Genomic DNA, 24,985 nt, shown 5'->3' on the forward strand with positions numbered 1-24,985 from the left:
GTTTCAGTACAGCAACTTTCGAAGAAGGTCGGGGAGTTCCTCACCGTCCGACGACGCAACGGTGTTGAACGAGCCGCCCGTGGCATCGGACACTGACTGCAACGTCGAACTGTCCGGATTGGTTCCGATCGCGACGACATCGACTGCCACCGGACGCTCCGGATCGATCAGATCCGACACCATCTCCAGGAATCGACTCGCCGAGATGGTCGGATCGTCGTTAGGACCGTCGGTGATGAGGACGACGCTGTTCGGCTTGCCGGGGACGTACGTCGACAGAGCGTCGAGATAGACGGCGAGTACCGACTCGTACGTCGACGTCGCAGTGGCGGGTCGAACCGCCGCGGCCTCGGCCAACAGACGTTCCCGACGAGTCTCGCTACCCAGAACTTCCTCGACCGGGCCGGTGGGCACAAGGGTTCGGAACGCGCGTGTGCCGTCCAAATCCTTGCTGTAGATCCACAACCCCAATTCGGTGGTATCCACGACCGAGTCGAACTGGCGATCCAGTGCTGCAACTGTGTTCTGCAACCGAGTCTCCGAACCCTCCGCCGTGTCCATCGACCCGGATGCGTCGAGAAGTGTCGTCACTCGCCGAGGTGTAGCAGGCTCGAGAACTGCATCGACGAGCGTCCGGCCGAACTCGGTGTTCTGCGGCGGCAGCGACGCCGGCGACCGAGCGGCAACATCGAACCCCGCGTCGGAGAACACCGAAGTGTTGTCCGGCCCGGACATGAAGTCGACGAACTGTGCTGCGGCGCGGCTCGCCGTGTCGTCCGTCCACGCTCCGGCCAGCACCACGGCCGGGTGGTCGAACACGGGCCCGTCACCTCGCGGAGTGAATGCCGTGACACCACTCTGGGACGACGCGGTGAGTTGCCTCGCCGACACCGGAACAGTGTGCGCGTCGGCTGTCGGTGAAGTGTCGGCGCTCAGCCGGGCAAGTGCCGAATCGGTCGAATCACTCGTCGTGGAGGGCGTTCCGAGATCGGTGGTCGCGAGCGCGGACATCGCGGAGACGGTGGGCGCGCTTCGGGCGACGTCCGCACTGGCAACGCCCGATTCGTCGTACACGGAGGAGTCGTAGGTGGTTGCCGCTACCGCTCGCAGCGCGGCCGTCGACGCATCGGATTCCGGACCGAGGGGAAGAAGAAGGCGAAGCCCGCCCCACCCGGGTAGTCCGATCGCGTCGAGCCCGTCGGATGCCGCCTGTAGGCGAGGAATATCGGCCCACCCGATGTCCGCGGCCTCCAGCGCATCGGCCACAGCGATCGGTGCAGCCAGGACAACCGGTGACGACGCGACAGAACGAGGCGTGCCGTTCACAGCGCCGGCGGGAAGATCGGCAACGGAATCCGACGATCGCGGGATCCACAACGCCGGCTGCGGACCCAACGCAGCAGCGTCCCAAGCGCTTTCGCCCGCAGCCAGGGCAGGTCCCACCACAGCGGAATCGTGAGTGGACACCTCGAGCGACACGCAGTGATCGCGCACCACAGGAGAACTGTCGGTGAACGCCGCCGCCAACTGTGTCACCTGCGACGAGATGTCCGGGTCGACGACGATCGGCACCACCGCCGGACCTTCCACACAGGTATCGGCCGCTTCCGTGCCCTGATCGGCAATACGGTCGCGGAGTTGGAACCAACCGAACACAGCGAGCACCACCACGAGGATGGTGCCCGCTGCGACGACGGGTCCCTTGCTCACTCCACGGGATCCGCCGGAGGTTCGATGTTCGCCCACGACAAGAGGTTACTTGTCGCGCCCCAAGTGACCGAACAGTGTCATCCGGTCACTCCGCGGGCTTCGCTCCTGTGTCATCCGGTCACTCCGCGGGCTTCGCTCCTGTGTCATCCGGTCACTCCGCGGGCTCGTCAGCGTGTTGCAGCTTTGTACTCGCGGCGGCGGCGGTGCAGGATCGGTTCGGTGTAGCCGTTGGGCTGGCTGGTGCCCTGGAAGATCAGGTCACTGGCTGCTTGGAAGGCGATGTTCGACTCGAAATCCGGCGCGAGGTTCTTGTACGTCGGGTCCGATGCGTTCTGTCGGTCCACCACCGGCGCCATCCGCTCGAGCGAGGCACGCACCTGATCTTCGGTGACGATGCCGTGCCGCAACCAGTTCGCCAGGAACTGACTCGAGATACGCAGCGTCGCCCGATCTTCCATCAACGCGATGTCATTGATGTCGGGAACCTTCGAACACCCCACACCGTGATCGATCCACCGCACCACATACCCGAGGATCGACTGGGCGTTGTTGTCGAGCTCGCGTTGCTTCTGCTCCTCGGACCAGTCGGTCGCAGGTGCCAACGGAATCTCGAGGATCTCCTCGACAGTGGCGCGCTTGGCTTTCGCGATCTCTTCCTGACGGGCGAACACGTCGACCTTGTGATAGTGCAAGGCGTGCAACGTCGCTGCCGTCGGCGAGGGCACCCACGCAGTGTTGGCACCGGACTGCGGATGCCCGATCTTCTGCTCGAGCATGTCGTGCATCAGATCCGGCATCGCCCACATGCCCTTGCCGATCTGCGCTTTGCCTTCCAGCCCGGCGGCCAAGCCGGTGTCGACATTGAAGTCCTCGTACGCCTTGATCCAGCCCTGGGCTTTCATCTCACCCTTCGGCACGACCGGTCCGGCCTCCATCGAGGTGTGGATCTCATCGCCCGTCCGGTCGAGGAAGCCGGTGTTGATGAACACCACACGTTCCTTCGCGGCCTCGATCGCGGCCTTCAAGTTGACCGTGGTGCGGCGTTCCTCGTCCATGATGCCGACCTTCAGGGTGTTGACCGGCAACCCGAGAACCTGCTCCACCCGGCCGAACAGTTCCGCAGTGAACGCGACCTCGTCGGGACCGTGCATCTTCGGCTTGACGATGTACAACGATCCGGTGCGGCTGTTCTTCAGGACATTGTCCGCACCGAGGGAATGCAGACCCGCGAGCGAGGTGAACAGGGCATCGAGGATGCCCTCGGGGACCTCGTTGCCCTCGGCGTCGAGGATTGCATCGGAGGTCATCAGGTGCCCGACGTTGCGGACGAACAGCAGCGACCGACCGTGCAGGATGAGCTCACCGCCGTCACCTGCACTGCCGTCGACCTCGGTGTAGCTGCGGTCCTTGTTCAAGCTGCGGGTGAAGGTTTTGCCGCCCTTGGAGACCTCTTCGGTGAGATCGCCGCGCATCAAACCGAGCCAGTTGCGGTAGCCGAGAACCTTGTCGTCGGCATCGACCGCCGCGACCGAATCCTCGAAGTCCATGATCGTGGTCACCGCGGATTCGAGGAGGACATCCTTGACGCCTGCGGCGTCGGTCGCGCCGATCGGAGACTGCGAGTCGATCTGGATCTCGAAGTGCAACCCGTTGTGCACGAGAAGAATCGCCGTCGGCGCATTCGGTGCGCCCTGGTATCCGAGCAGCTGCGCCGGGTCTGCCAAACCGACTGTGGATCCGTCGGCGAGGGTGACCGTCAACGATGCGGCCCCGGTAGCGGAGGTGTCGACAACGTACTTGGTGGTGCCGACGTGTGAACCGGAGGACAGGGGAGCAGCCTCGTCGAGGAACTCGCGAGCGAAGGCGATGACCTTGTCGCCGCGGACCTTGTTGTAGCTGGTGCCCTTCTCCGCGCCGCCGTCCTCCGGGATGGCGTCAGTGCCGTACAGGGCGTCGTAGAGCGATCCCCAGCGTGCGTTGGAGGCGTTGATCGCGAAGCGGGCGTTGAGAACCGGGACCACGAGTTGCGGGCCCGCGGTGGAGGTGATCTCGGTGTCGACACCGGAGGTGGTGATGTGGAAGTCCGCGGGCTCATCGACCAGGTACCCGATTTCCTTCAAGAACGCCGTGTATGCGCTCCTGTCGTAATTCGGTCCGGCGTGCTCACCGTGCCACGCATCGACCTTGCCCTGGATTTCGTCACGAACACCCAGCAGGGCCTTGTTCTTCGGGGCCAGATCCGTGATCACGGCCTCCACGCCGCTCCAGAACTTCTCCGAATCCACACCGGTGCCCGGAAGCGCTTCGTTCTGCACGAAGTCGTACAAAACCTGGGCAACCTGAAGACCACCAACAGAAACACGATCGGTCATGAATCCCTCGCTCTTTCCGGTCAAAACGCGCACAAGGCGCCTCGGCGACAACTCCGCCTATGTTACTCGGCGGTAGCTCGGGCGGTGGCACCGCCGCTCACCAGTAGATTCTGGCATCGGCGGATAAGTTCCGAGCGGAGAGGGGCAGCCCTGTCCATCAGTCGAGTCTGCGCACGCACGTACTCCGCTCGTCCTGACGGGGTTTCGATCTCGATGGCGTCGACGCCGTAATCCGACAGATCGTAGGGACTGGCACGCATATCGACGGTTCGTGCGTCCAGTGCGAGCTCGAAGCAGTCCGTGACCAGGGCCGAGTCCACGAGGGGTGACAGCTTGTAGCTCCACTTGTACAGATCCATGCTGGCGTGGACGCACCCCGGCTGTTCACGGTCCACTCTGCCGCTCGGCTCGAGGCGCAACATGTTGCGAGGTACCGCGTCGTCGGTGAAGAAGCGAAAAGCGTCGTAATGCGTGCACCGAAGGTTCATTTTCTCCACGACGCTGTCGGTACCCGCGTGACCGAGGCGCAGTGGAACCGTTCCGTGCCGGAGGGCGGCTTCGCCGCCCCGGTAGACCATCGCCCACTCGTGCAGGCCGAAACACCCCAGGTTCGGTGGGCGAGTAGTCGTCGCGGACAGAAGGCCGTGCGTGAACTCGACCGCGGACAGCCTGCGCTCGAGCAGTGACTCGCGTACCCGATAGCCTCCGCTCGGCGCCGGTTCGTAGGCTGCGAACTGGGCATATTCGTCGGCTCTCGGCCCGGTCAGCGTGACGCCGTAACCGGGACTCCATCGCTTCAGGTGTCCCGGCTTGAAGCTGAAGTACGTGAACAGAAAGTCGAGGACCGGGTGGTACGCACCCTCCGCGCGCTGCACCAGATAATCGCCGATCAGGTGCTCGACGCGCGCGAAATGCATCTTCCTCGACGCCGTCCACTCCGCCTCTCGCAACTCCGATGTCATGGTCGCCGAAGGACTCCACCGGGGGCAGGACCCGCGATCCGGTGTGTGCCGTCTCGAACGGTACCGACGAACTCCTCGACCAAATCCTCCAGTGCGACGATCCCGATGGTCGACCCAGTCGAATCGTGCACGACACCCAAGTGGCTACGCGTCCGCCGCAGACGCGTCAGCGCATCGTCGAGCGTCGTGTCCGACGAGACCACAGGCAGGGGGCGCACCTCGGAACGCGGAATCACCGACTCGGGGCCTGCCGCGTCGTCGACCATGTATTCCAGAACGTCCTTCAGGTGCAGGTATCCCACCAGCGAACCGTCGGGAGCCTGCACCGGATACCGCGAGAATCCCGTAGCGGTCACTGCTTCCTCCACGGAACCGAGCGTCGGTCCGGCTGCCCTGTCCGATACCGCGAGACGCACACTACGTACCTGCGCAGACGGAATGAGAACATCCGCGACGGTCCGGCCCGACGTGTCCAGAGCCTGCGTCAGACGCCGATGCTCTTCTTCGTCGATGAGACCTTCCGATCGCGACTCGCCGATCATCTGCGACAACTCGTCCGCGGAGACCGAGGAATCGAGCTCGTCCTTGGGCTCGATCCTCAGCGCACGCAGCGTCAGGTTGGCGCACACGTTGTAGAACGAGATCAACGGCTTGGCCAACTTGATGAACATGAGATGGATCGGCACCAGAATCATCGCAGTCCGCTCCGGACCAGCAATGGCGATGTTCTTCGGAACCATCTCACCGATGAGAATGTGCAACACCACCACGAGACCGAGCGCGATGGTGAACGAGATGGGATGAAGGAAGGCGTCGGGAATGCCGACCCACTCCATCGGTTTCTCGAACAGGTGCGCAACCGCCGGCTCACCCACCCTACCCAGCAGAATCGAGCAGATGGTGATGCCGAGCTGGGCGGCAGCCAACATCAGCGACAGGTTCTGGCCCGCCTCGATGACCGACTTCGCCCGTTTCTTGCCCTGTGCGAGAAGGGATTCCAGACGATCGCGGCGCGCCGAGATCAGCGAGAACTCGGCACCGACGAAGAACGCATTGCCGGCGAGCAGAAAGACGGCGAGCACAACAGCCAATACGTCACCCACGGATTCTCGCCTCCTTGCCCACCGTCGCGATACGTTCGGCGTCTACCGGCTGGAGCAGAATTCGGTCGATACGCCGACCGTCCATGCGCGTGACCTTCGCGATCCAACCACCGTCCGACTCCGACGGCTCCTCGAACGGACCAGCAGGAAGGACGGTGGTGTCTCCCTCGGTGGGGATCCGCCCGAGTCGGGTCAGTACGAGTCCGCCGATGGTCTCGTACTCCCCTTCAGGGGCGCGATAACCGGTGGCCGTAGCTACCTCGTCGATGCGCAGCAGCCCGGAACAGATCCAACTGTCACCCACCCGCTGCACGTCGACTTCCGGTTCGTCGTGCTCGTCGCGGACGTCTCCGACGATTTCCTCGATGAGGTCTTCCATCGTCACCATCCCGGCGGTTCCGCCGTACTCGTCGACGACCAGGGCAACCTGCATTCCGTCCGCCCGCACCCGTTCCATCACGGTGTCCCCGTCGAGACTCGAGGGCACGACCGGCACGTCCTGAGCCAGGTCGGCGAGTCGGGTAGTCCGGCGGTGTGCGCTCCCGACAGCGAATGCATGCTTGATGTGCACAACTCCGACCGTGTCGTCCAAGTCGCCGTCGACGACGGGAAAGCGCGAAAAGCCGGTACGCGCGGCGGTTTCGATCAAGTCGAACGCAGTGTCCGACACCGACAACGACTCCACCTTCACCCGGGGAGTCATCAATTCTTCGGCTGTGCGCTCGCCGAACTGCAACGACCTGTCCACCAGGCGGGCCGTTCCCTCGTCCAGCGCTCCGAGTTGTGCCGACGTGCGCACGAGCGAGCCGAGCTCGCGCGGCGAACGCGCCGACCTCAACTCCTCGGCAGGTTCGATGCCCAGTCGCCGAACCAGCCAGTTCGCCGACCCGTTCAGACCCTTGATGGCCCATCGAAAGACCGCCGAGAACCCTGACATCGCTCCGGCGGTCGCACGGGCAGTCGCCATGGGCATTGCGATGGCGATGTTCTTCGGTACGAGCTCACCGAAGATCATCGAGAACGACGTGGCGATCAACAAGGCTGCCGCCAGAGACACCGCAGAGGCGACGGTGTCGGAGGCACCGACCGCCGTCGCCAGCGGAACGAAGAATCCCGCGAGGATCGGCTCGGCCAGATAACCGGTGATCAGCGTCGTGATCGTGATGCCCAGTTGTGCACCGGACAGCTGGAAGGACAACGTCTTGTGCGCACGCTGGACCTGCCGGGCGCGCATGTCACCGAGATCGGCGGCCGCCGAATCGACTGCACTTCGCTCCAGCGCGGTCAGTGAGAATTCCGCTGCCACGAAGAGCGCTGTGCCGGCGGTCAACGCCACGAAGCCGAGTAGGCCGAGGATGCTGATCGCAATCTCCACCGGTCATCGCCGCCGGAGTTGGGAGAGGCGCATCGCGCCGTGAGTTTCGCCGGGTCGTTCACCCGGCTCGATAGAGGAGCCCTCCGAAGTGGAGCCCTCGTCGTTGGACTCGCCCTGAGCGGTCACAACAGTGCTGATAACGGGTGCCTCGGGCACCTTGGTCCTTTCTCTCGCTTCCCCCCGCCCGCCTCGAGCGGACACTGTGTGGAGGAAGTCCGCGTATTGCCGAAGCCCTGATCTTAACGGTTTCCCGCCGAGAACACGGCTCGGGCAGCGCCCGCGGACAGCCTCGACACGTTCACCAGCCGGTCGGGATACTCACCAACCTGTCGGCAATGGCCTTCCCTCGGCGAAACCTGCAGCCGACTGCACCCCGAGCACGGCGCGGTCGTGCAATTCGGAGAGGTTACGAGCACCCGCGTACGTGCAGGTACTGCGCACACCAGCGCAGATGTGGTCGATCAGATCCTCGACCCCGGGGCGGTCCGGGTCCAAGCGCATCCTCGAACTGGAGATCCCCTCCTCGAACAAGCCCTTTCGTGCACGGTCGAACGCACTGTCGGTGGCCGTCCGTGCAGCAACCGCACGCTTGGACGCCATTCCGAAACTCTCCTTGTAGGCGCGACCCGACGAATCGGTACGCAGATCACCGGGAGACTCGTACGTTCCGGCGAACCACGACCCGATCATGACGTTCGCAGCACCGGCAGCCAGCGCAAGAGCCACGTCGCGGGGGTGCCGCACGCCGCCGTCGGCCCAGACCGATCCACCGAGATCAGCTGCCGCCGCAGAGCATTCCGCAACAGCGGAGAACTGTGGTCGACCCACACCCGTCATCATCCGGGTGGTGCACATCGCGCCAGGTCCGACGCCGACCTTCACGATGTCCGCTCCGGCTCCGATCAGATCGCGAGTGCCTTCGGCGGACACGACGTTGCCCGCAGCCAGAGGAACACCGAGGTCGAGCGCGGAGATCGCAGCCAACGCGTCCAGCATCTTCTCCTGATGACCGTGCGCTGTGTCGATGACAAGAACGTCGGCCCCGGCCTCGACGAGTGCACGCGCCTTCGCGGTGACGTCACCGTTGATGCCGACCGCTGCGGCGATACGCAACCGATTGTTCGTGTCGACGGCAGGCGCATAGATCCCCGCGCGCACCGCGCCTGTCTTCGTGAGCACACCGGCGAGAGTCCCGTCCGGATTCACCAGCACGGCAAGGTTCTCGTGGGCGGCCTCGAGGGCATCGAACACCTCACGCGGCGACGCATCTGCCGGTGCCGTCACGAAATCCGTTGCCGCAACGGACTGCACGCGAGCGAAGCGGTCCACATCGGTGCAGGACGCCTCGGTGACGACACCGACAGGACGTCCCTCCTCCGTGATGACGACGGCGCCGTGAGCGCGCTTGTGTACGAGAGCGAGTGCGTCGGACACCGAGGCGTCGGGCGCAAGCACTACAGGGGTGTCCGCGACGAGATCGCGGCTCTTGACGAAGGCAACCGTGTCCGCGACTGCCTCGATGGGCAGATCCTGAGGTAGGACAGTGATCCCACCGCGTCGCGCAACGGTCTCGGCCATCCGCCGACCGGACACCGCGGTCATGTTCGACACGACGATCGGAATGGTGGTACCCGTGCCGTCGGAGGTCGAGAGATCGACGTCGAAACGGGAGGTGACATCCGTTCGATTCGGGACGAAGAACACGTCGTCGTACGTCAGGTCGTATGGGGGCCGGTGGCCATCGAGAAACTGCACGTTGCGCCAGCTTACCTGTCAGGCGCCGGTTACGCTCTCGGTCAGTTGAGCCTGCGACCGAGACAGCGCGATTGTCGCGACGATCATGACCAGGACCGAGCAGCCGATGATCACCAAAGCGCCGGGGTCGTCGCGAACGCGCTCGTCGAGCACGGTGATTCCCAGGAACGCCGCCCCGAACGGTTCTCCGATGGTCACAGCGGGGAGGGACGCGGAGAGCGGACCAGCTTGGAACGCAACCTGCTGAAGGTAGAAACCCAGAACGCCGCACCCGACGAGTGCGTACGTCTGCCACGCGGTGATGGCAGAAACGAGGTCTTTCTCCACGAGGTCGGTCACGAACTTGGTGAACGCCACCGCCACTCCGAACAGAAGCCCACCGGCGGCGCCGAGCAGCAGCGCTCGGTATCCGGGGTTGTGCAGGACGAATCCGGCCACCGCGAACACCGATATCACGACCGTCGTCACCAGCAGCGGAACCAGCCAGTCGGCGAACGGTGCATTGGAGTGGCCTTCGGTCGGATCACCGACGACGATGAAGACCGCGAGTGCGAGCGCCAGAGAAATCGCCAGCAGCCACGTCGATCGGGTCATCTTGAAGCCGGAGAACTTCGCGGACAAGGGGAGTGCGAAGAGCAGCATGGACACGACCAACGGCTGGACGATCAGCACACTTCCCACCCACAACGCGGCGACCTGAACCGCATAGCCACCTACGTCGCCGACAACCCCTGCCCACCACCGCGGGCTTCGGAGGAGCGTCGACATCAAGGATCGGCCTTCCGGGACCGCGGCCGCGGCGCTCTGTTGCGCCACCGAAGCGCACGCGAACAGCATCGCCGCGACGAGCGCGAGTGCCACGGTCAATACCGGAAACCCGTTCATCGGCGTCCGCTACGACGCCCGGCCACGCCTCGGCGTGACGCACGCGAAGATCCGGGCGTTCGGCCGGGGCGCGACCTGCCGGGCGCAGCGGTGCTCGTTCCGGTCGCAGTCGCCGAAAACGGGTCGGTGACCGGTCGCCCGGGAGGACGCCGCGCGCCGACGACGGACACGAGAACCGGATCGTTTTCGGTCACAGCCACGAAGTGCGCGTCGATGCCCGCCGCGGTAGCAACCTCCACGGCAGCAGGCACCTGGGACTCGGTCGCCAACGTCACCACGACCCCCGAGGCGCCGGCTCGTGCTGTTCTGCCGGCGCGATGGGTGTACTCCTTCGCATCGGCGGGTGGATCGACGTGGACGACGACCGAGACGGAATCGACGTGGATTCCCCGTGCCATCACATCCGTTGCAACCAGGACCGGGACATGTCCAGCCTCGAACGACGCCAGCGTTCGGATGCGATTGGCCTGCGTTTTGTCGCCGTGTAGGCCGGCTGCGTTCACCCCCACCGAACGCAGTGACTCGGTCAGGCGATCGACCGCGAACTTCGTTCGGACGAACAGCATGGTCCGTCCGTCTCGCGACGCGATGGACGCCACCACGGACTCCTTCTCCGATCCGACGACACGGAAGAAATGGTGTCGCGCTGTGCGCTCCGCGATCGGGAGCACGTCGACGGTGTGCGTGACCGGAGAACGGAGATATCGACGGATCAGGTCGTCGACGTCGCCGTCGAGGGTGGCCGAGAACAACATTCGCTGACCCGTCGAGTCGGTACGATCCAGCACAGAGACGACTTGGGGCAGGAATCCCAGATCCGCCATCCTGTCGGCCTCGTCGACCACGGAAATCGTCACCGAACTCAGATCGACGAAGCCTCGGGCAGCCAGATCGTCCAGACGCCCGGGTGTCGCCACCACGACATCCACACCTCGAGCGAGGCGCTCCGCCTGACGCCGGACGGGAACGCCACCGACGACAGCCGCGACTCGCACCCCGAAGGCCAGCGCAGCCTCGTCGAGAGCCTTCTCGATCTGGAGCGCCAGTTCTCGCGTCGGAGCCAGTATCACCGACCGCGGACGGGAGGGTCGGCTACTGCCTCCGCTCAGCCGTTGAAGCAGCGGCAACCCGAACGCCAAGGTCTTACCCGAACCGGTCGGGGCACGCCCGAGAATGTCCGAGCCGGCCAACGCATCTTGTACCACCGCGGCCTGAATCGGAAACGGTGACTCGACACCGCTCCTTCGGAGAGCGTGTACCACGACAGGTTTCAGCCCCAGGTCTGCAAATGTCGAGTGGTGGTCGGGCATAGCGGAACAGTACCGCTCCTCATCCACCCGGCCGAGGGACATTCCCATCCGTTCCTCGCGCCGACCGAACCTCGTCGGTGTCGGTGTTTCTGTCGGACCTCTGCGTCATCATCTACCCACTCGAACATGAGTTCGAGAACAACGGGGCTACACGACTTCAGGGGGCAGCATGTGCGGGATGTGCAACGGGCAGTCGATCGACGACTACGTCGACTCGGTGGAGACCTTGATCGGGCGATACGGGTGGGCGCTGCAATACGTGTCGTCCAGCGCCGCCGCCCTTGACGGTGAATTCGGGAACAGCGGCCGCGCCGACGACGACTACGCCGGTGACGGGATGGTCGATCCTGCGTTCTGCTACACGGTGGGACTTGCCGGCATGGGCCACCCCGAGATCGTGATGACGGGTCGGTCACCGGGTGAGTCGGCAGCAGTGCTCAACGTACTCGCTCGTCGCATTCAATTCGGAGGGCAGCACTTCGAGGCAGGCCAGTACTGCACCGCCGGCGGGTTCGAGGTGTCGTTCGTCGACGTCGCCTATCCGGAGGAGTGGCTTCTGATGTGCCGACGTCTCTATCCCGACGGCGCGCTACGCGCCGTACAGGCTGTCTGGCGGGATCACTACGGCAATCTGCCATGGGAAGGGGAGTACCCCTCGACGATCGTGCAACCGATACTCGGTCCGCCGCCGGGGTGGTAGTGGCGATGGAGGCGAACAGCGCCGCTCACGACGGCGACGATCGTGGTGCACCGGACCGCGCACGGTTCGGTGCACCACGATCGGAACGCCTACGCGTCAGGCTTGGACTTCGCTGCGGTCACCGCTCCAGAGAGTGTGGAACTTGCCTTCTGCATCGACGCGCTCATAGGTGTGGGCGCCGAAGAAGTCACGCTGTCCCTGCGTCAGAGCAGCGGGTAGACGCTCGGCACGAAGCGCGTCGTAGTACGCGAGCGAGGAAGCGAACGCCGGGACCGGAATCCCGAGCGAGGCCGCCGTGACGACAACGCGTCGCCAACTGTCGATCGCGTTCTCGATGGCTTCACGGAAGTACGGCGCGAGGATCAGACTCGGCAGCTCGGCATTGTCGTCGTACGCATCCTTGATCCGATCGAGGAATCGAGCGCGAATGATGCAACCGCCGCGCCAGATGGTGGCGAGGTCGCCCGGGTGAAGGTTCCAGTCGTACTCGGTACTGCCGGCTGCGATCTGGTCGAAGCCCTGCGCGTACGCGACGATCTTGGATGCGTACAGAGCACGAGAGATGTCGTGGGTGAACTGCTCCGCGTCGGTGGGCTTGGCTGCGAGTTCACCGGACGCGAGACCGACAGCTGCTTTGCGCTGCCCACGCGAACCCGAGAGTGCGCGGGCGAACACAGCCTCGGCAATGCCGGTCACGGGAACGCCCAGATCCAGGGCGGCCTTGACCGTCCAGCGACCGGTGCCCTTCTGCTCGGCTGCATCGACGATGACATCGACGAGCGGCTTGCCCGTCTTGGCGTCGACCTGGTTCAGTACCTCGGCCGTGATCTCGACGAGGTAGCTCTCGAGGTCGCCCTTGTTCCATTCCGTGAAAACATCCGCGATCTGCTCAGGCGTGTAGTCCAGAGCATCGCGGAACAAGTTGTAGGCCTCACCGATCAACTGCATGTCGGCGTACTCGATACCGTTGTGCACCATCTTGACGAAGTGACCCGAACCGTCGGGGCCGATGTGTGTGCAGCACGGCGTTCCGTCGACCTGAGCAGCAATCGACTCCAGCAACGGGCCGAGTGCCTTGTACGAGTCCACGGGGCCACCGGGCATGATCGACGGGCCGTCGAGTGCACCTTCTTCACCACCGGAGATTCCCGCTCCGACGAACAGCAGGCCGCGCTTATTCAGCGCGGCTTCACGGCGAATCGTGTCCGTGTAGAGAGCGTTTCCACCATCGATGATGATGTCGCCCTCCTCCATCGCTCCGGCGAGCTCCTCGATCACCGCGTCGGTTGCGTCACCGGCTTTGACCATGATGAGAACCCGACGCGGCTTCTGCAGTGCCGCGACGAACTCCTCGATGGTCTCGGTGCGGACGAAGTTGCCGTCGCTGCCGTGCTCGGCAAGAAGAGCATCCGTCTTGGCGATGCTGCGGTTGTGAAGGGCAACGGTATGACCGTTGCGCGCGAAGTTGCGGGCGATGTTCGAACCCATCACGGCAAGTCCGGTGACACCGATCTGGGCGAGGTCTGACGATTCCACTCCTGAAGTCATGGGTACAGCTTTCCCTGCGACGGCCGGCAATGGAAGTTGGGGGCGATATCCGTGGTGCGAGTGTCGTCACCCCGGACACGATTCGAACCGAAACGCCGGAGGGCGCCGCCACGAGAATCGTGACAGCGCCCTCCGGCGTCGAAATGCGTTACCCGTCAGTAACTTCGGGGCCGATCAGCGATTGCGAGCGGGCCCGTCGAAACCTTCGTACTCACGGCGATCGGTGCGACTCCGGAAACCACCGGACCGCGGAGCGTCGTGCACTGCGTTGGTACGGGGACGGTCGCCCTGGTAGCCGCCGGTGCGAGGGCGGTCGCCTTGGTAGCCGCCGGTGCGGGGACGGTCGCCTTGGTAGCCGCCGGTGCGGGGACGGTCGCCTTGGTAGCCGCCGGTGCGGGGACGGTCGCCTTGGTAGCCGCCGGTGCGGGGACGGTCGCCTTGGTAGCCGCCGGTGCGGGGACGGTCGCCTTGGTAGCCGCCGGTGCGAGGGCGGTCGCCCTGGTAGCCGCCGGTGCGAGGGCGGTCGCCTTGGTAGCCGCCGGTGCGAGGGCGGTCGCCTTGGTAGCCGCCGGTGCGAGGGCGGTCGCCTTGGTAGCCGCCGGTGCGGGGACGGCTGTCGCGGCGGTCACGGGGAGCGGAGCTCACCGCGCGCAGCGGCTCGCCGGACGGCTTCTGCGCTCCCGTGATGCGAGCGAGTTCGTCGGATCCGGGTGACACGTTCACCGAAGTCGACTTCACGCCTGCCATGCCGGTCAGACGCTGAATCTGACGACGCTGGTTGGGCAGGACGATTGCGACGACTGTGCCCTTCTCTCCCGCGCGGGCGGTACGCCCGGCGCGGTGAAGGTAGTCCTTGTGGTCTGCGGGCGGGTCCACATGTACGACGAGGTCGATTCCGTCCACATGGATTCCGCGTGCAGCGACATCGGTAGCGACGAGCACAGGTGTGCGCCCGCTCTTGAAGCGTTCGAGGACCCGTGTGCGCTGGTTCTGAGCCTTGCCGCCGTGCAGGGACTCGGCTGCGATGCCGAGTGCACGAAGGCGGTCGGTGATTCCGTCGCAACCGAGCTTGGTACGAGCGAACATGATGGTGCGACCTTCGCGGGCGCCGATCTCCGACAGGACGATGTCCTTCTGGCCGCGATCGACCATGAGCATGTAGTGCTCCATGGTGCGGACGCTTGCCTTGCCGTCCTGAGTGGAGTGCTCGACGTGGTCGGGCAGGAACTGACGGACGAGTGACTGCACTTCGCGATCGAGCGTGGCGGAGAACAGCAGGCGCTGGCCGTCCGACGGAGTGTCGGCGAGGACTGCGCGCACCTCGGGCAGGAAGCCCATGTCGGCCATCTGGTCTGCTTCGTCGAGAGCGGTGATCTCGATGGAATCGAGGATGCATGTGCTCTGACGGAGGTGATCTGCGAGGCGTCCCGGGGTCGCGACGAGTACGTCGACGCCACGGCGAAGTTGTTCTACCTGCTTGTTGAACGGCATGCCGCCGACGGCTGCACGGACCGTGAGGCCCAGCGCGCCTGCGTAGGGAGTCATGGACTCGACAACCTGGAAAGCGAGTTCGCGCGTCGGTACGAGAACGAGCGAACGGGGACGCTTGGCTGCGGGCCTGTCGGTGTGGCGAGCGAGCCTGGCCAGGATGGGAAGGCCGAAGGCGAGTGTTTTGCCCGAGCCGGTCTGAGCCCGGCCGAGGACGTTCTTGCCGGCGATTGCGTCCGGGAGTGCCATTGCCTGGATGGGCGAGGGCACGGTGATGGAGTTGCGCGCCAAGGCGGCTACCACAGGTTCGGGTAGGCCGAGTTCGGCGAAGGTGACCACGGCGGGATCGCTCGTGGCGTCCGACGCGTCGGGGGTGGATGTACTAGTTGAAACAGCGTGAGTCACGCAGTTGAACCTCTCCGGTTTACGGGCGCGCCAAGAAGCACAAGCTGGGAGAACGCCCACGGAAAGAGGGCACAAACAACAGCTGGAACAAATATCTGACGAGCCAGGGCACTGTCACCTGGCCATCCGTGCGCTGAATCGAATGCGCAGAGTGGGGCTGTTTGTGCCTTTTCGAGTTGCTCGGCCGCAATGGCGACCGATGATCAAGTCTACAAGACAAGTGTTCGATTCGCCGATTCGAACGACTGTGAGCTGGCCGACCCCTCAGGAATGACGCATGAGACGGCTGAGTTCTTCCAGCCAGGGCATGGCGACGAAGATCGTGGGTACGACCAGAATGACCGCAGCTGCGGCATACGCGGCCACCGACGTTCTGACGTCCGTCCTGGGTCCGTTGAGGCGCTTCACTCGAATGAGAGTGCTCGGCCCGCCGGCCGCCATCGCGCCGCGCGGCGCTGTGGAACCGGCACACGTGACGAGCGCTCGGGCGAGGGGAGTGGGTCCGGTGACTTTCACGGCCGAATCGTCCGCGAGAAGTTCGACGAGAAGCTGCACGCTGCCGAGTGCGGACTTGCTACGCACGATCCGCGGGAACGCCTCGTTGACTGCGGTGAACGCCTCGAGTACCAGGTCGTGCCGTGATCGGAGGTGCGACCGTTCGTGGCTGAGGATCGCTTTCACTTCGGCACGGCTGAGATTGGTCAGTACCCCTTCGCTGAGGACGACTCTCTGCCTGAGACCGGGAAGGCAGTAGGCAATGGGCTCGACGGCGTCGAGAACACGAACATCGGCATCTCGGATTCCGGGAAACGGCCGCTCGTCGTCGCTTCCGCGGTCCAGCAAGTCGACGAGTATGCGGTGACGGGCACGCCGCCGCCTGGTCTTCACCGCAACCTGGACGATGGAAAACATCAGTTTCGCGCCGATTCCGAGAGTGATCGCCAGCACCACCACGTACAGAATCCACAGCGGGAGGCCCAGCGCTTCTATTTCGTCGGTGGGCGCCGTCGTCGGCCGACCGTCCGGGCCTGGAACCAGCAACAGTCCACCGATGGCGAGGCCGGAGCTGAAGGCGGAGAACACGGCGGCGACGGCGATTGCCTGCCACAGCACAAGGGCCGCCCGCGGGGCCCGATAGGGCCACGTGGCTTTGCTCAGGAATGCGGGAATCGGACCCGTCAGCAACAGGGCGAGAACCGCGAAGACCAGTGCTGTGGTGGAGTTCATTTCCTCACTAACCGAGGGCAGGAATCAATTCGTGTTGCGATCTTCGATCGTGGGCGATTCCGATTGTGCCACTTCCAGTGCGGCGAGTGCTTCGCGGAGGGCCGCGGCCTCGTCTGCGCCTACCTGCCCGACGAAGTGAACGAGGGCGGCCGCGCGCCCACCGGACTCGGGGGCCTGCGCCAAGGCGTCGACCATGAGGCTTGCAACCAGTTCGTCCCGCCCGTGCAGGGGTATGTAACGGTGCGCGCGGTCGTCTCGCTGCTGGACGACAAGTTGCTTCTTCGCCAGACGTTGAAGAACCGTCATGACGGTGGTGTAGGCGAGTTCACGATGAGTCGCGAGCGCCTCGTGGACCTGCCGCACGGTTTGCGGTTCCGATGAATCCCACAAATGATCCATCACTGCACGCTCGAGTTCGCCTAGACCTGCCATTCGTCCGAGTCTACGGCTAGTCCGACACAAATGCGTACTACTGCCGGTAGTAAGGTCGCCCTGGGCGTGTGGGATGCGTCATATCCGACGTTCCGCCCACCCGGAGGATGACTTTCCGGTGGACTTCGATCGCGTTCACCGAACCGCATCCACTCTGTGTTTATTCTGCAGTCATGAACTGGTTCGTGTCAGCTTCGCTCGTCGACGACACGACGTCTTGGATCACCCTCGCTCTGGGTGCACTCGGCGCCCTGTGGCTGATCGTCAGCCGAACGAAGTGGTACGTCCGCCGAGCACTTCCGATCTGTCTACTCGTTGCGGCCCTCGTCGCAGTGGCGCTCTATTACGTCGTCGAGAAGGTGTGGCGACCGTTCCCCGATCCGATCGAGATCCCGATCTACGTGTGGATCGGGGTGGGACTCGCGGCTCTGTTCGCGGTCGTCCCGCGCGCCGTCGCATCCAGTGGGCTGATCGGCAGGATCGTGTCGGTGGTTGCTGCCGTTCTGGTGGTGGCGGCCGCCGCCGCGCAGGTGAACCTCGTGTTCGCCGCCTACCCGACGGTGGGAACGTTGCTCGGTCTGGAGCAATCGGATCGTGTCGATCTGAGCAACGTGCCAGGAACGCAATCGAATCCGGTCACCGGCGATCCACTGGACGCTTCGTGGACGGCGCCCGCATCCATGCCGTCGCAAGGGCGGTTGACGTCGGCGACCATCCCCGGGACGGTGTCCGGATTCTCGGCGAGACCCGCACAGATCTACCTGCCCCCGGCCTACTTCGTCGATCCACGCCCCCTTCTGCCCACCATGGTGCTGATGGCAGGCCAGCCGGGGGAGCCGGAGGATTGGTTGAACGGCGGACAGCTCGCGAGCACGATGGACGCATTCGCCGCCGATCATTCCGGTCTGGCGCCGGTGGTCGTCGTCGCCGACGCCACGGGCTCGACACTGGCCAACCCGTTGTGCGTCGACTCGCCTCTCGGAAACGTCGACACGTATCTCGCAACGGACGTTCCGAACTGGATCGGATCGACGCTCCAGGTGAATCCGGATCCGCGCAGTCGCGTCATCGGAGGACTGTCCTACGGCGGGACATGTTCCATTCAGGTGGCGACCAACCACCCCGACGTCTACCCGACCTTCCTCGACCTGTCCGGGCAGGCCGAGCCCACTCTCGGTGACCGCGGCCGCACCGTCGCCGAGGCGTTCGGCGGGAACGAGGCCGCGTTCGTCGCCGTGAACCCGATGGATCTCCTGAAGACCCGACAGTTCCCGCAGTCGGGGGGAGCATTCGTCGTCGGTGCCGACGACAACGACTACAAACCCGGCCAGAAGGCTATGTACGAGGCCGCGAAAGCCGCAGGCATGGACGTGGTGTATCTCGAAGTGCCGGGGGGACACAGCTTCGCCGTGTGGTCCGAAGGACTGAAGCAAGAACTGCCCTGGCTGATGCAGAGAGTAGGACTCATCTCGTGAACGACATCATCGACGACGCTCAGGCGACCGAACCGTCGGGACCGTCCGGACCGTCGTGGACGGCGAAGCGGAAAGAGCGACTGTCCGCGGCGTGGCGCGGATTCAGCAGGCAGGCCGTTCGGCTGGCCTCGCTGATCGGCTTCGGAATCAAGGGAGCACCGGTCAGTCTGGGTTTGCTCGTCGTGGTGCTCGCGCTCGGTGTGATCGCAGCCGTTGTCGGCGGAAACACGGTGCACCACGCCCTGGCTCTCGGGATCATGCCGGTCGAGGAATGGAAACTGTGGACGGTACTCACCGCCGGTCTGTTCGCCCCGGGAATCTTCGGTTACGTGGTGTTCGTGGTTGCGGTGTTCGTCGCGGCCGCGCCGATCGAGCGCCGGATCGGGTCGGCGAAGTTCGCCCTCGCGGCCGTCTGCACCCAGGTGCTCGGTGCCGTGTTCGGCCTCGGGATCGCGGCGCTGGCGAAGACGTTCGACGCGGACTGGGGTTTCCGGTTGCACGTCGGGACGGCAGTGGGCCCGACGACGTGGATCGTCGGAGTTCTGATGGTGGCGAGCGCTCGCATGGACACGTTGTGGCGGCGACGGATACGCGTCGGGCTTCTGGCTCTGTTGATCACGTCGGCACTGTTCAGCGGGCACCTTCAAGATGTGGTGCGACTTGCCGCGGCGGTCGTCGGACTCGTGCTCGGACCGGCGATCGTCGGGCGGTCGGCTCGCGGGCCGCGTCTGGCGGGCACCCAGCGTGAAGGCCGCGTCCTGGTGGCGTTGGTCGTCGCCGCCAGCGCGCTCGGTCCCGTACTGGCTGCGCTGAGCCCGGACGCGGTCGGGCCGTTCGCAGTGCTGCGAGACGTCGTCAGCGGAGTGCCGTACACGCCGGCAGAGGTCCGTGAAATCTGCGCCGATTCGGCAACCGACCCCGAATGCCGAACCGGACTCCTCGAGCTGAGACTCGGTGGTGTCGGTCCGACGATCCTGTCGTTGATGCCCTCTGTCTTTCTGCTGTTCCTCGCCGATGGACTCCGACGGGGCCGTAAGTTCGCGTGGGGTGCCGCGGTGGTGGCGCAAGTGGTGTTGCTGATCGTGTCCGTCGCGAACTACGCCATCCGGTTCATCGACGCAGGTGACGACGAGTCGGTGTTCTACGGGCTGGAGTCGCCGACCGCGTATCGCACCGTCGTGCCGTTTCTGCTTCCGCTGGCAATTCTCGTCGTTCTGGCGCTCACACGGAAGTACTTCGATGTTCGCGCACCGCGGGGGACCTATCGAAAGTTCACGATCTCGGTGCTGGGTACTGCGATGATCCTGTGGGTTCTGTACGTGCTGTTGGGGTTCGTCGGACGCGGTGGTTTCGATCAGAAGGCATCCTTCCTCGGCTTGATCGCGGACTTCCCGCAGCGTCTGGTGCCGCCGGTGTATCTGCAGTGGCTCGAACCGAGATTGCTTCCGGACAGCATTTTCACCACGTTGCTGTTCGAATGGACCGGGGTCATCTTCTGGGTGTCGTTGTGCGTGTTCGTGCTCTCGACGTTCCTTACCCCTGTCTCACGCGCGGACAGCGCCGCTGCCGAACGTGCACGCGCCCTGCTGACGACCAGTTCCGGGAGCGCGCTGTCGTGGATGACGCTGTGGAAGGGAAATTCCTACTGGTTCTCCGCCGACGGATCCAGTTTCGTTGCCTACCGGGTTATCTCGGGTGTGGCGCTGACTACAGGTGATCCGGTGGGACCGCGCGGGGAACTCCGATCGGCGGTGGTCGACTTCGCGGAGTTCGCATCGAAGAACGGGTGGATCCCGTGCTTCTACTCGGTGACACCGGACGTTCGTGCCATCACGGACAGCATCGGCTGGGGCGGCATCCAGGTGGGGGAGGAGACTGTCCTCGATCTCGCGGATCTGGCCTTCACCGGCAAGAGATTTCAGGACGTCCGTACCGCGCTGAACCGGGCGAAGAAGGTGGGAATCGAGGCCGAGTGGATCAGCTTCCCCGACGCACCGCTTGCCATCACGGATCAGATCACAGCGATCTCCGAGGAGTGGGTGGCGGACAAGGGGATGCCCGAGATGGGGTTCACGCTCGGTGGTCTCGAGGAGGTGGACGATCGAGAGGTGCGCTGCCTCGTCGCTGTCGACGAACACCGGACCGTCCACGGAATCACGTCGTGGATGCCCGTGTACGAGGACGGCGTCGTCGTCGGTTGGACTCTCGATTTCATGCGGAGGCGGTCGGAAGGTTTCAGACCGACGATGGAGTTCTTGATCGCATCCGCTGCAATTATGTTGAAGGAGGAGGGCGTTCGATTCCTCAGCTTGTCCGGTGCGCCGCTCGCGAAGGTGAGCGACGGCAGTGCGTCGGATGCACCGTCGGATGAGGAAGTCACCTTCTACACGCTGCTCGATCGACTTCTCGACGTGCTGGGCAAGACGCTCGAACCCGTCTACGGGTTCAGGTCGCTGCTGGCCTTCAAGTCGAAGTTCCAGCCGCGGTACGAGCCGATGCACATGACGTTCGCCGACCCGGCCGCGTTGCCGAGTATCGGCAATGCGATCGGACGGGCCTATCTCCCGGATGTGTCCCTCGGCCAGGGTTACCGGTTGGTGCGCACGATGATCGAACGTTAGGCGTCCGGCTCGGCGGATGCAGCCGCGGTCTTGGTCGGACCTCCGACCGCTCCGTACACGTGGCGCGTTCCTATGGGGACGATCAGGGGGCGATCGGAGACCGGGTCCTCGATGACGCTCGCCTCGAGACCGAACACGTCCATCAGAAGTTTCTCGGAGATGATGTCCTGAGGCTTTCCGGACTCGACGATTTTGCCCTGCGACATGACGATCAGCTGGTCGCTGTAGCGTACGGCGAGGTTGAGGTCGTGCAGCACCATGATGACGGTGCGGCCCATCTCCTCGTGCAGACGATCCACCAGGTCGAGAACCTCGACGGAATGCGCGAGGTCGAGGTAGGTCGTGGGCTCGTCGAGCAGCAGGATATCGGTGCCTTGCGCGAGCGCCATCGAAATCCATGCTCGCTGGCGTTGACCGCCGGACAACTCGTCGACCGGCCGGTCCGCCAGGTCTCCGACGCCGGTCAGTTCGAGCGCGTTGGCGACCTCGGACTCGTCGTCGGACGACCACTGCCGCACCCAGGACTGGTGCGGGTGCCGGCCGCGGGACACCAGATCGCCGACGGTCAGTCCTTCAGGCGCAGTCGGTGCTTGCGGCAACATGCCGAGGACACGGGCGACGTCCTTCGTGCGCATCGACGAGATCGCTTTGCCGTCGAGTACGACTTTGCCCGCTTTCGGCTTCAGCAGTCGTCCGAGGGAGCGAAGGAGGGTGCTCTTGCCGCAGCCGTTGGGTCCGATGACCGTGGTGATCACGCCGGTGTGCACGTCGAGATCGAGGTTCTCGACGATGATCCGGTCTCCGTAGCCGAGCGTGAGATCTTCGGCGACGAGGCGGGAGGGTTCGGTTGTGGTCATGCGGAGACCTTTCGGTTACTGCGGACGAGCAGGTAGAGGAGGAACGGCCCGCCGAGCGCGGAGGTCACGATTCCGACAGGCAACTCGACCGGAAGGATCGTGCGGGCGATCAGATCGCTGCCGACGACGAGCAAGCCGCCCATCAACCCGGACGCGATGATCGGCGGGCCGGGCGTGCGCAGAATGCGCAGTGCAATCTGAGGTGCCGCCAACGCCACGAATCCGATGGGACCGGCAGCGGCGGTAGCGATGGCCGCGAGCGCCACCGACGCCAGGAGCAGCGTGGCCTGACCCGACTGGAGGCGCACACCGAGCGAACGGGCGTTGTCGTCGCCGAGTCGGAGGGCGCCGAGTGTGAACGTGGAGATGATGGTGATGCCGCCGATCAGCACCAGTGCACACAGAACCGGCCAGACCTTGCTCCAGTCGGCACCGTTCAAGGACCCGTTGAGCCACAACTGGGCGCGGGAGACGTCGTTGATGTCCGCACTGATCAGCAGCCAGCCGATGGCCGCGGTGAGCATCGCGTTGATGGCGATACCGACGAGGATGAGCCGGAATCCTTCGACGCCACGCTTCCATGCCAGCGTGTAGATGAGCACGGCAGTCAGGACACCACCGACGAGCGCTGCCAGCGGAAGGCCGACGGTAGCCAGGATGCCGACGAACGTGCCGCCGCCACCGAGAACGATGAGCGCTACTGCGGCCGCGCTCGCACCAGCGGTGATGCCCAGAATGTCCGGGCTGGCGAGTGAGTTGCGCGAGATCGACTGGGTCACGGCGCCGGAGATGCCCAGAGCCATTCCCACCAGAAGTCCGGTGAGTGAACGAGGCAGCCGAAGGTCCATCACGATGAACCTGTCGATGCGAGAACCGCCCCCGAACAGCACTTCTGTCACCTGAGGTATGGACAGCGGAAAGTCGCCGCGGCCGATGTTGATGCAGACGACCAGGAACAGCGCCGCGAGCATCACGAGGTTGACGAGAACCATGAGGGGACGCCGAACCAGAGACAGCGGCCCGAGCCGGAACGGCGGACGTGACGGGACCGTACGGACCGCGTCGGGTCCGGCAGCGCCGTTCGCCGACGCGTTCTTGGTCAAGGACGAGGTCACAGGCTTGCCAACTTCCGACGACGAACGAGAGCGATGAAGAACGGAGCGCCGAAGAGGGCGAGCACGATCCCGACCTGCAGTTCTCCGGGGCGAACCACGACGCGGCCGATGACGTCGGCGATCATCAGCATGACGCCTCCCATGAGTCCGGCGTACGGAACCAGCCATCGATAGTCCGGGCCGGTGACCACCCGCGCGACGTGCGGCACGACCAGGCCGATGAAGGCGATCGGACCGCACGCGGCGGTGGCGGCACCGGTGAGCAGGGTGATGGCGATGATCCCGACTGTGCGGGTGAGCGCGATGTTGGTGCCCAGGGAGCGAGCGACGTCCTCACCGAGACTCATCACGTTGAGGCCGGGCGTGCTGGCGAGCGCGATGAGAACTCCGACGACGAGGAACGGCAGTACCTGCCAGAGGACGTCGAGCCCTCGACCGGCGACCGAGCCCACCGACCAGAAGCGGTAGCCGTCGAGACTTGTCTGATCCAACAGGACGATGGCATTGGTCATCGCGGACAGGAAGAACGCCACGCCCGCGCCGGCGAGCGCGAGATTGAGTGGACTGGCTTTGCCGTTTCCGGCGGAGGACAGACCGAACACCACCACACTTGCGATGGCCGAGCCGGCGAAAGCGAACCACAGGTACTGGCTGGGCGAGTTGAAGCGGAAAAGGTAGATCGACAGGACCACGAGGAACGCTGCACCGGCATTGAGTCCGAGCAGACCCGCGTCGGCGAGTGGGTTTCGGGTGTGGCCCTGGATGAGTGCGCCTGCGATGCCGAGCGCGATTCCCACCACGAGCGCGAGGAGTGTGCGCGGTATCCGCAGACTGCGCACGATGATGTCGGTGTCGGTTCCCGTCGAACTCCACAAGGCGTGGCCGATTTCAGCGAACGTCAGCGGGCGCGCTCCGATCGCGATGCTCGCGAGGATCGCGGCGGCGAGAGCAACCGCCAGGATCACGAGGCCGAGGATGCGTCGTTTGCGGATGCCCGCAACGGAATTGTCGCGTGCTATCGGCTCGAACAGTTCGTCGGCGGCCGTCTTCTCGCGAACTACCTCGGTACCGCTTCGCCCGATGCCGAACTGGCGCAGCATGGCCCGGCGCACGCCGAGCGCGTTGCCATCGGCACCATCCCGAACGATCAGGTTCGTCCAGCGCTTGCCGGTGCTCTGGCCGTCCTTGCCTTCCCGATATCCCTGATTCCACAGGAGGAGGCCGACTGCAACCGCGACTGCAATTGCACCGAAGACGAACCGGTCCGCTTGACCACCACCGTTGTCGTCACGGAGCGAGTCGACGATCGACCATCCGATACCCAACGGAAGAAGCACAATCGCGAGATCGACGATCGCCGCGGCGATGCGCGGAGCCCATGGCGCCGGCCCGCGGGGAATCTCTTCCGTGGCGAAATCGTCGTCCGGGGCGGGGTGAGTGTTTCCCGAACCCAGCAATGGTGCCGTCGTCACTGTGTTCGTGACTCCTCACTGTGGTTGATGGATCAAGCGTTAGGTTACGGAACCCTTGTTCATTCTGCGCGTCCAGGTAAGGCAAGCCAAGCCGAATGGGGTGACATGTCGTACATTGCGCAGCCTTCTCGTCGGATCTGCACTTGGTTAGGCTAACCTACCTAAAGCAACGC

18 protein-coding genes are annotated in these 24,985 nt (G+C 64.6%); 3 read left to right on the forward strand and 15 right to left on the reverse strand.

Features of this window, described 5'->3' with window-relative positions:
• Window positions 1-3: 3 nt before the first annotated feature.
• The 8 genes from H292_RS0124855 to H292_RS0124890 all read right to left on the reverse strand — a co-directional run bounded on the left by H292_RS0124855 (window position 4) and on the right by H292_RS0124890 (window position 11,472).
• Complete coding sequence (locus tag H292_RS0124855; RefSeq protein WP_231383921.1) at window positions 4-1,746, reverse strand: substrate-binding domain-containing protein; 1,743 nt, start codon at window positions 1,744-1,746, stop codon at window positions 4-6.
• A gap of 131 nt (window positions 1,747-1,877) precedes the next feature.
• Window positions 1,878-4,082, reverse strand: a complete 2,205-nt coding sequence (locus tag H292_RS0124860) for a malate synthase G (RefSeq protein ID WP_027499069.1) — start codon at window positions 4,080-4,082, stop codon at window positions 1,878-1,880.
• A gap of 62 nt (window positions 4,083-4,144) precedes the next feature.
• Window positions 4,145-5,044, reverse strand: coding sequence for a hypothetical protein (locus H292_RS0124865; RefSeq protein ID WP_020113182.1), 900 nt, complete (start codon window positions 5,042-5,044; stop codon window positions 4,145-4,147).
• Window positions 5,041-6,147, reverse strand: coding sequence for a hemolysin family protein (locus tag H292_RS0124870; RefSeq protein ID WP_020113183.1), 1,107 nt, complete (start codon window positions 6,145-6,147; stop codon window positions 5,041-5,043). The genes H292_RS0124865 and H292_RS0124870 overlap by 4 nt, the downstream gene beginning before the upstream one ends.
• Complete coding sequence (locus H292_RS0124875) at window positions 6,140-7,522, reverse strand: hemolysin family protein (protein ID WP_019667603.1); 1,383 nt, start codon at window positions 7,520-7,522, stop codon at window positions 6,140-6,142. The genes H292_RS0124870 and H292_RS0124875 overlap by 8 nt, the downstream gene beginning before the upstream one ends.
• A 318-nt stretch (window positions 7,523-7,840) precedes the next feature.
• Entirely contained in the window at window positions 7,841-9,277 is a 1,437-nt protein-coding gene (locus H292_RS0124880) for a GuaB1 family IMP dehydrogenase-related protein (RefSeq protein WP_020113184.1), read from the reverse strand.
• Window positions 9,278-9,295: 18 nt separating this feature from the next.
• Window positions 9,296-10,162 carry a DMT family transporter gene (locus tag H292_RS0124885; protein WP_020113185.1) on the reverse strand — a complete coding sequence of 289 codons (867 nt, stop codon included), beginning with the start codon at window positions 10,160-10,162 and terminating at the stop codon, window positions 9,296-9,298.
• On the reverse strand, window positions 10,159-11,472 hold the full coding sequence (locus H292_RS0124890) for a DEAD/DEAH box helicase (protein ID WP_027499070.1): 1,314 nt from the start codon (window positions 11,470-11,472) through the stop codon (window positions 10,159-10,161). Before H292_RS0124890 ends, H292_RS0124885 begins: the two co-directional genes overlap by 4 nt.
• 178 nt (window positions 11,473-11,650) lie before the next feature.
• Here H292_RS0124890 and H292_RS0124895 point away from each other — a divergent pair, with 178 nt between their 5' ends.
• The gene (locus tag H292_RS0124895) at window positions 11,651-12,172 is read left to right on the forward strand and encodes a DUF4262 domain-containing protein (protein WP_231383922.1); all 522 of its coding nucleotides are present in this window, start codon (window positions 11,651-11,653) and stop codon (window positions 12,170-12,172) included.
• A gap of 96 nt (window positions 12,173-12,268) precedes the next feature.
• Here H292_RS0124895 and gndA read toward each other — a convergent pair whose 3' ends face one another.
• The 4 genes from gndA to H292_RS0124915 all read right to left on the reverse strand — a co-directional run bounded on the left by gndA (window position 12,269) and on the right by H292_RS0124915 (window position 17,272).
• Complete coding sequence (gndA, locus tag H292_RS0124900; protein WP_027499071.1) at window positions 12,269-13,720, reverse strand: NADP-dependent phosphogluconate dehydrogenase; 1,452 nt, start codon at window positions 13,718-13,720, stop codon at window positions 12,269-12,271.
• Between the two features lie 174 nt (window positions 13,721-13,894).
• On the reverse strand, window positions 13,895-15,613 hold the full coding sequence (locus H292_RS0124905; protein WP_027499072.1) for a DEAD/DEAH box helicase: 1,719 nt from the start codon (window positions 15,611-15,613) through the stop codon (window positions 13,895-13,897).
• Window positions 15,614-15,877: 264 nt separating this feature from the next.
• Window positions 15,878-16,840, reverse strand: a complete 963-nt coding sequence (locus tag H292_RS0124910) for a M56 family metallopeptidase (protein ID WP_020113190.1) — start codon at window positions 16,838-16,840, stop codon at window positions 15,878-15,880.
• Window positions 16,841-16,864: 24 nt separating this feature from the next.
• Window positions 16,865-17,272 (reverse strand): BlaI/MecI/CopY family transcriptional regulator, encoded by a 408-nt coding sequence (locus tag H292_RS0124915; protein WP_019667611.1) that lies wholly within the window; start codon window positions 17,270-17,272, stop codon window positions 16,865-16,867.
• 173 nt (window positions 17,273-17,445) lie between these two features.
• On the opposite strand from H292_RS0124915, the gene H292_RS0124920 reads away from it, so the two are divergent.
• Window positions 17,446-18,747 carry an alpha/beta hydrolase gene (locus tag H292_RS0124920; RefSeq protein ID WP_020113191.1) on the forward strand — a complete coding sequence of 434 codons (1,302 nt, stop codon included), beginning with the start codon at window positions 17,446-17,448 and terminating at the stop codon, window positions 18,745-18,747.
• 80 nt (window positions 18,748-18,827) lie between these two features.
• On the forward strand, window positions 18,828-21,368 hold the full coding sequence (locus H292_RS0124925; protein ID WP_442978583.1) for a bifunctional lysylphosphatidylglycerol flippase/synthetase MprF: 2,541 nt from the start codon (window positions 18,828-18,830) through the stop codon (window positions 21,366-21,368).
• Here H292_RS0124925 and H292_RS0124930 read toward each other — a convergent pair.
• The 3 genes from H292_RS0124930 to H292_RS0124940 all read right to left on the reverse strand — a co-directional run bounded on the left by H292_RS0124930 (window position 21,365) and on the right by H292_RS0124940 (window position 24,812).
• Window positions 21,365-22,225, reverse strand: a complete 861-nt coding sequence (locus tag H292_RS0124930) for an ABC transporter ATP-binding protein (protein WP_020113193.1) — start codon at window positions 22,223-22,225, stop codon at window positions 21,365-21,367. The two genes, H292_RS0124925 and H292_RS0124930, sit on opposite strands and share 4 nt — an antisense overlap.
• On the reverse strand, window positions 22,222-23,217 hold the full coding sequence (locus H292_RS0124935) for a FecCD family ABC transporter permease (protein WP_230594197.1): 996 nt from the start codon (window positions 23,215-23,217) through the stop codon (window positions 22,222-22,224). The genes H292_RS0124930 and H292_RS0124935 overlap by 4 nt, the downstream gene beginning before the upstream one ends.
• 119 nt (window positions 23,218-23,336) lie before the next feature.
• Window positions 23,337-24,812, reverse strand: a complete 1,476-nt coding sequence (locus H292_RS0124940) for an iron chelate uptake ABC transporter family permease subunit (protein WP_020113195.1) — start codon at window positions 24,810-24,812, stop codon at window positions 23,337-23,339.
• Window positions 24,813-24,985: the final 173 nt, after the last annotated feature.

Source organism: Rhodococcus sp. 114MFTsu3.1, from assembly GCF_000383555.1.
GTDB classification, from domain to species: Bacteria; Actinomycetota; Actinomycetes; order Mycobacteriales; family Mycobacteriaceae; genus Rhodococcoides; species Rhodococcoides fascians_E.

Excerpts from the sequence above, each read along its gene's own strand:
- H292_RS0124895 (WP_231383922.1), top strand. The coding sequence starts at position 11,651 with ATGTGCAACGGGCAGTCGATCGACGACTACGTCGACTCGGTGGAGACC.
- H292_RS0124910 (WP_020113190.1), bottom strand. The coding sequence starts at position 16,840 with ATGAACTCCACCACAGCACTGGTCTTCGCGGTTCTCGCCCTGTTGCTG.
- H292_RS0124860 (WP_027499069.1), bottom strand. The coding sequence starts at position 4,082 with ATGACCGATCGTGTTTCTGTTGGTGGTCTTCAGGTTGCCCAGGTTTTG.
- H292_RS0124890 (WP_027499070.1), bottom strand. The coding sequence starts at position 11,472 with ATGCCCGACCACCACTCGACATTTGCAGACCTGGGGCTGAAACCTGTC.
- H292_RS0124865 (WP_020113182.1), bottom strand. The coding sequence starts at position 5,044 with ATGACATCGGAGTTGCGAGAGGCGGAGTGGACGGCGTCGAGGAAGATG.
- H292_RS0124935 (WP_230594197.1), bottom strand. The coding sequence starts at position 23,217 with ATGGTTCTCGTCAACCTCGTGATGCTCGCGGCGCTGTTCCTGGTCGTC.
- H292_RS0124885 (WP_020113185.1), bottom strand. The coding sequence starts at position 10,162 with ATGAACGGGTTTCCGGTATTGACCGTGGCACTCGCGCTCGTCGCGGCG.
- gndA (WP_027499071.1), bottom strand. The coding sequence starts at position 13,720 with ATGACTTCAGGAGTGGAATCGTCAGACCTCGCCCAGATCGGTGTCACC.
- H292_RS0124915 (WP_019667611.1), bottom strand. The coding sequence starts at position 17,272 with ATGGCAGGTCTAGGCGAACTCGAGCGTGCAGTGATGGATCATTTGTGG.
- H292_RS0124930 (WP_020113193.1), bottom strand. The coding sequence starts at position 22,225 with ATGACCACAACCGAACCCTCCCGCCTCGTCGCCGAAGATCTCACGCTC.
- H292_RS0124920 (WP_020113191.1), top strand. The coding sequence starts at position 17,446 with ATGAACTGGTTCGTGTCAGCTTCGCTCGTCGACGACACGACGTCTTGG.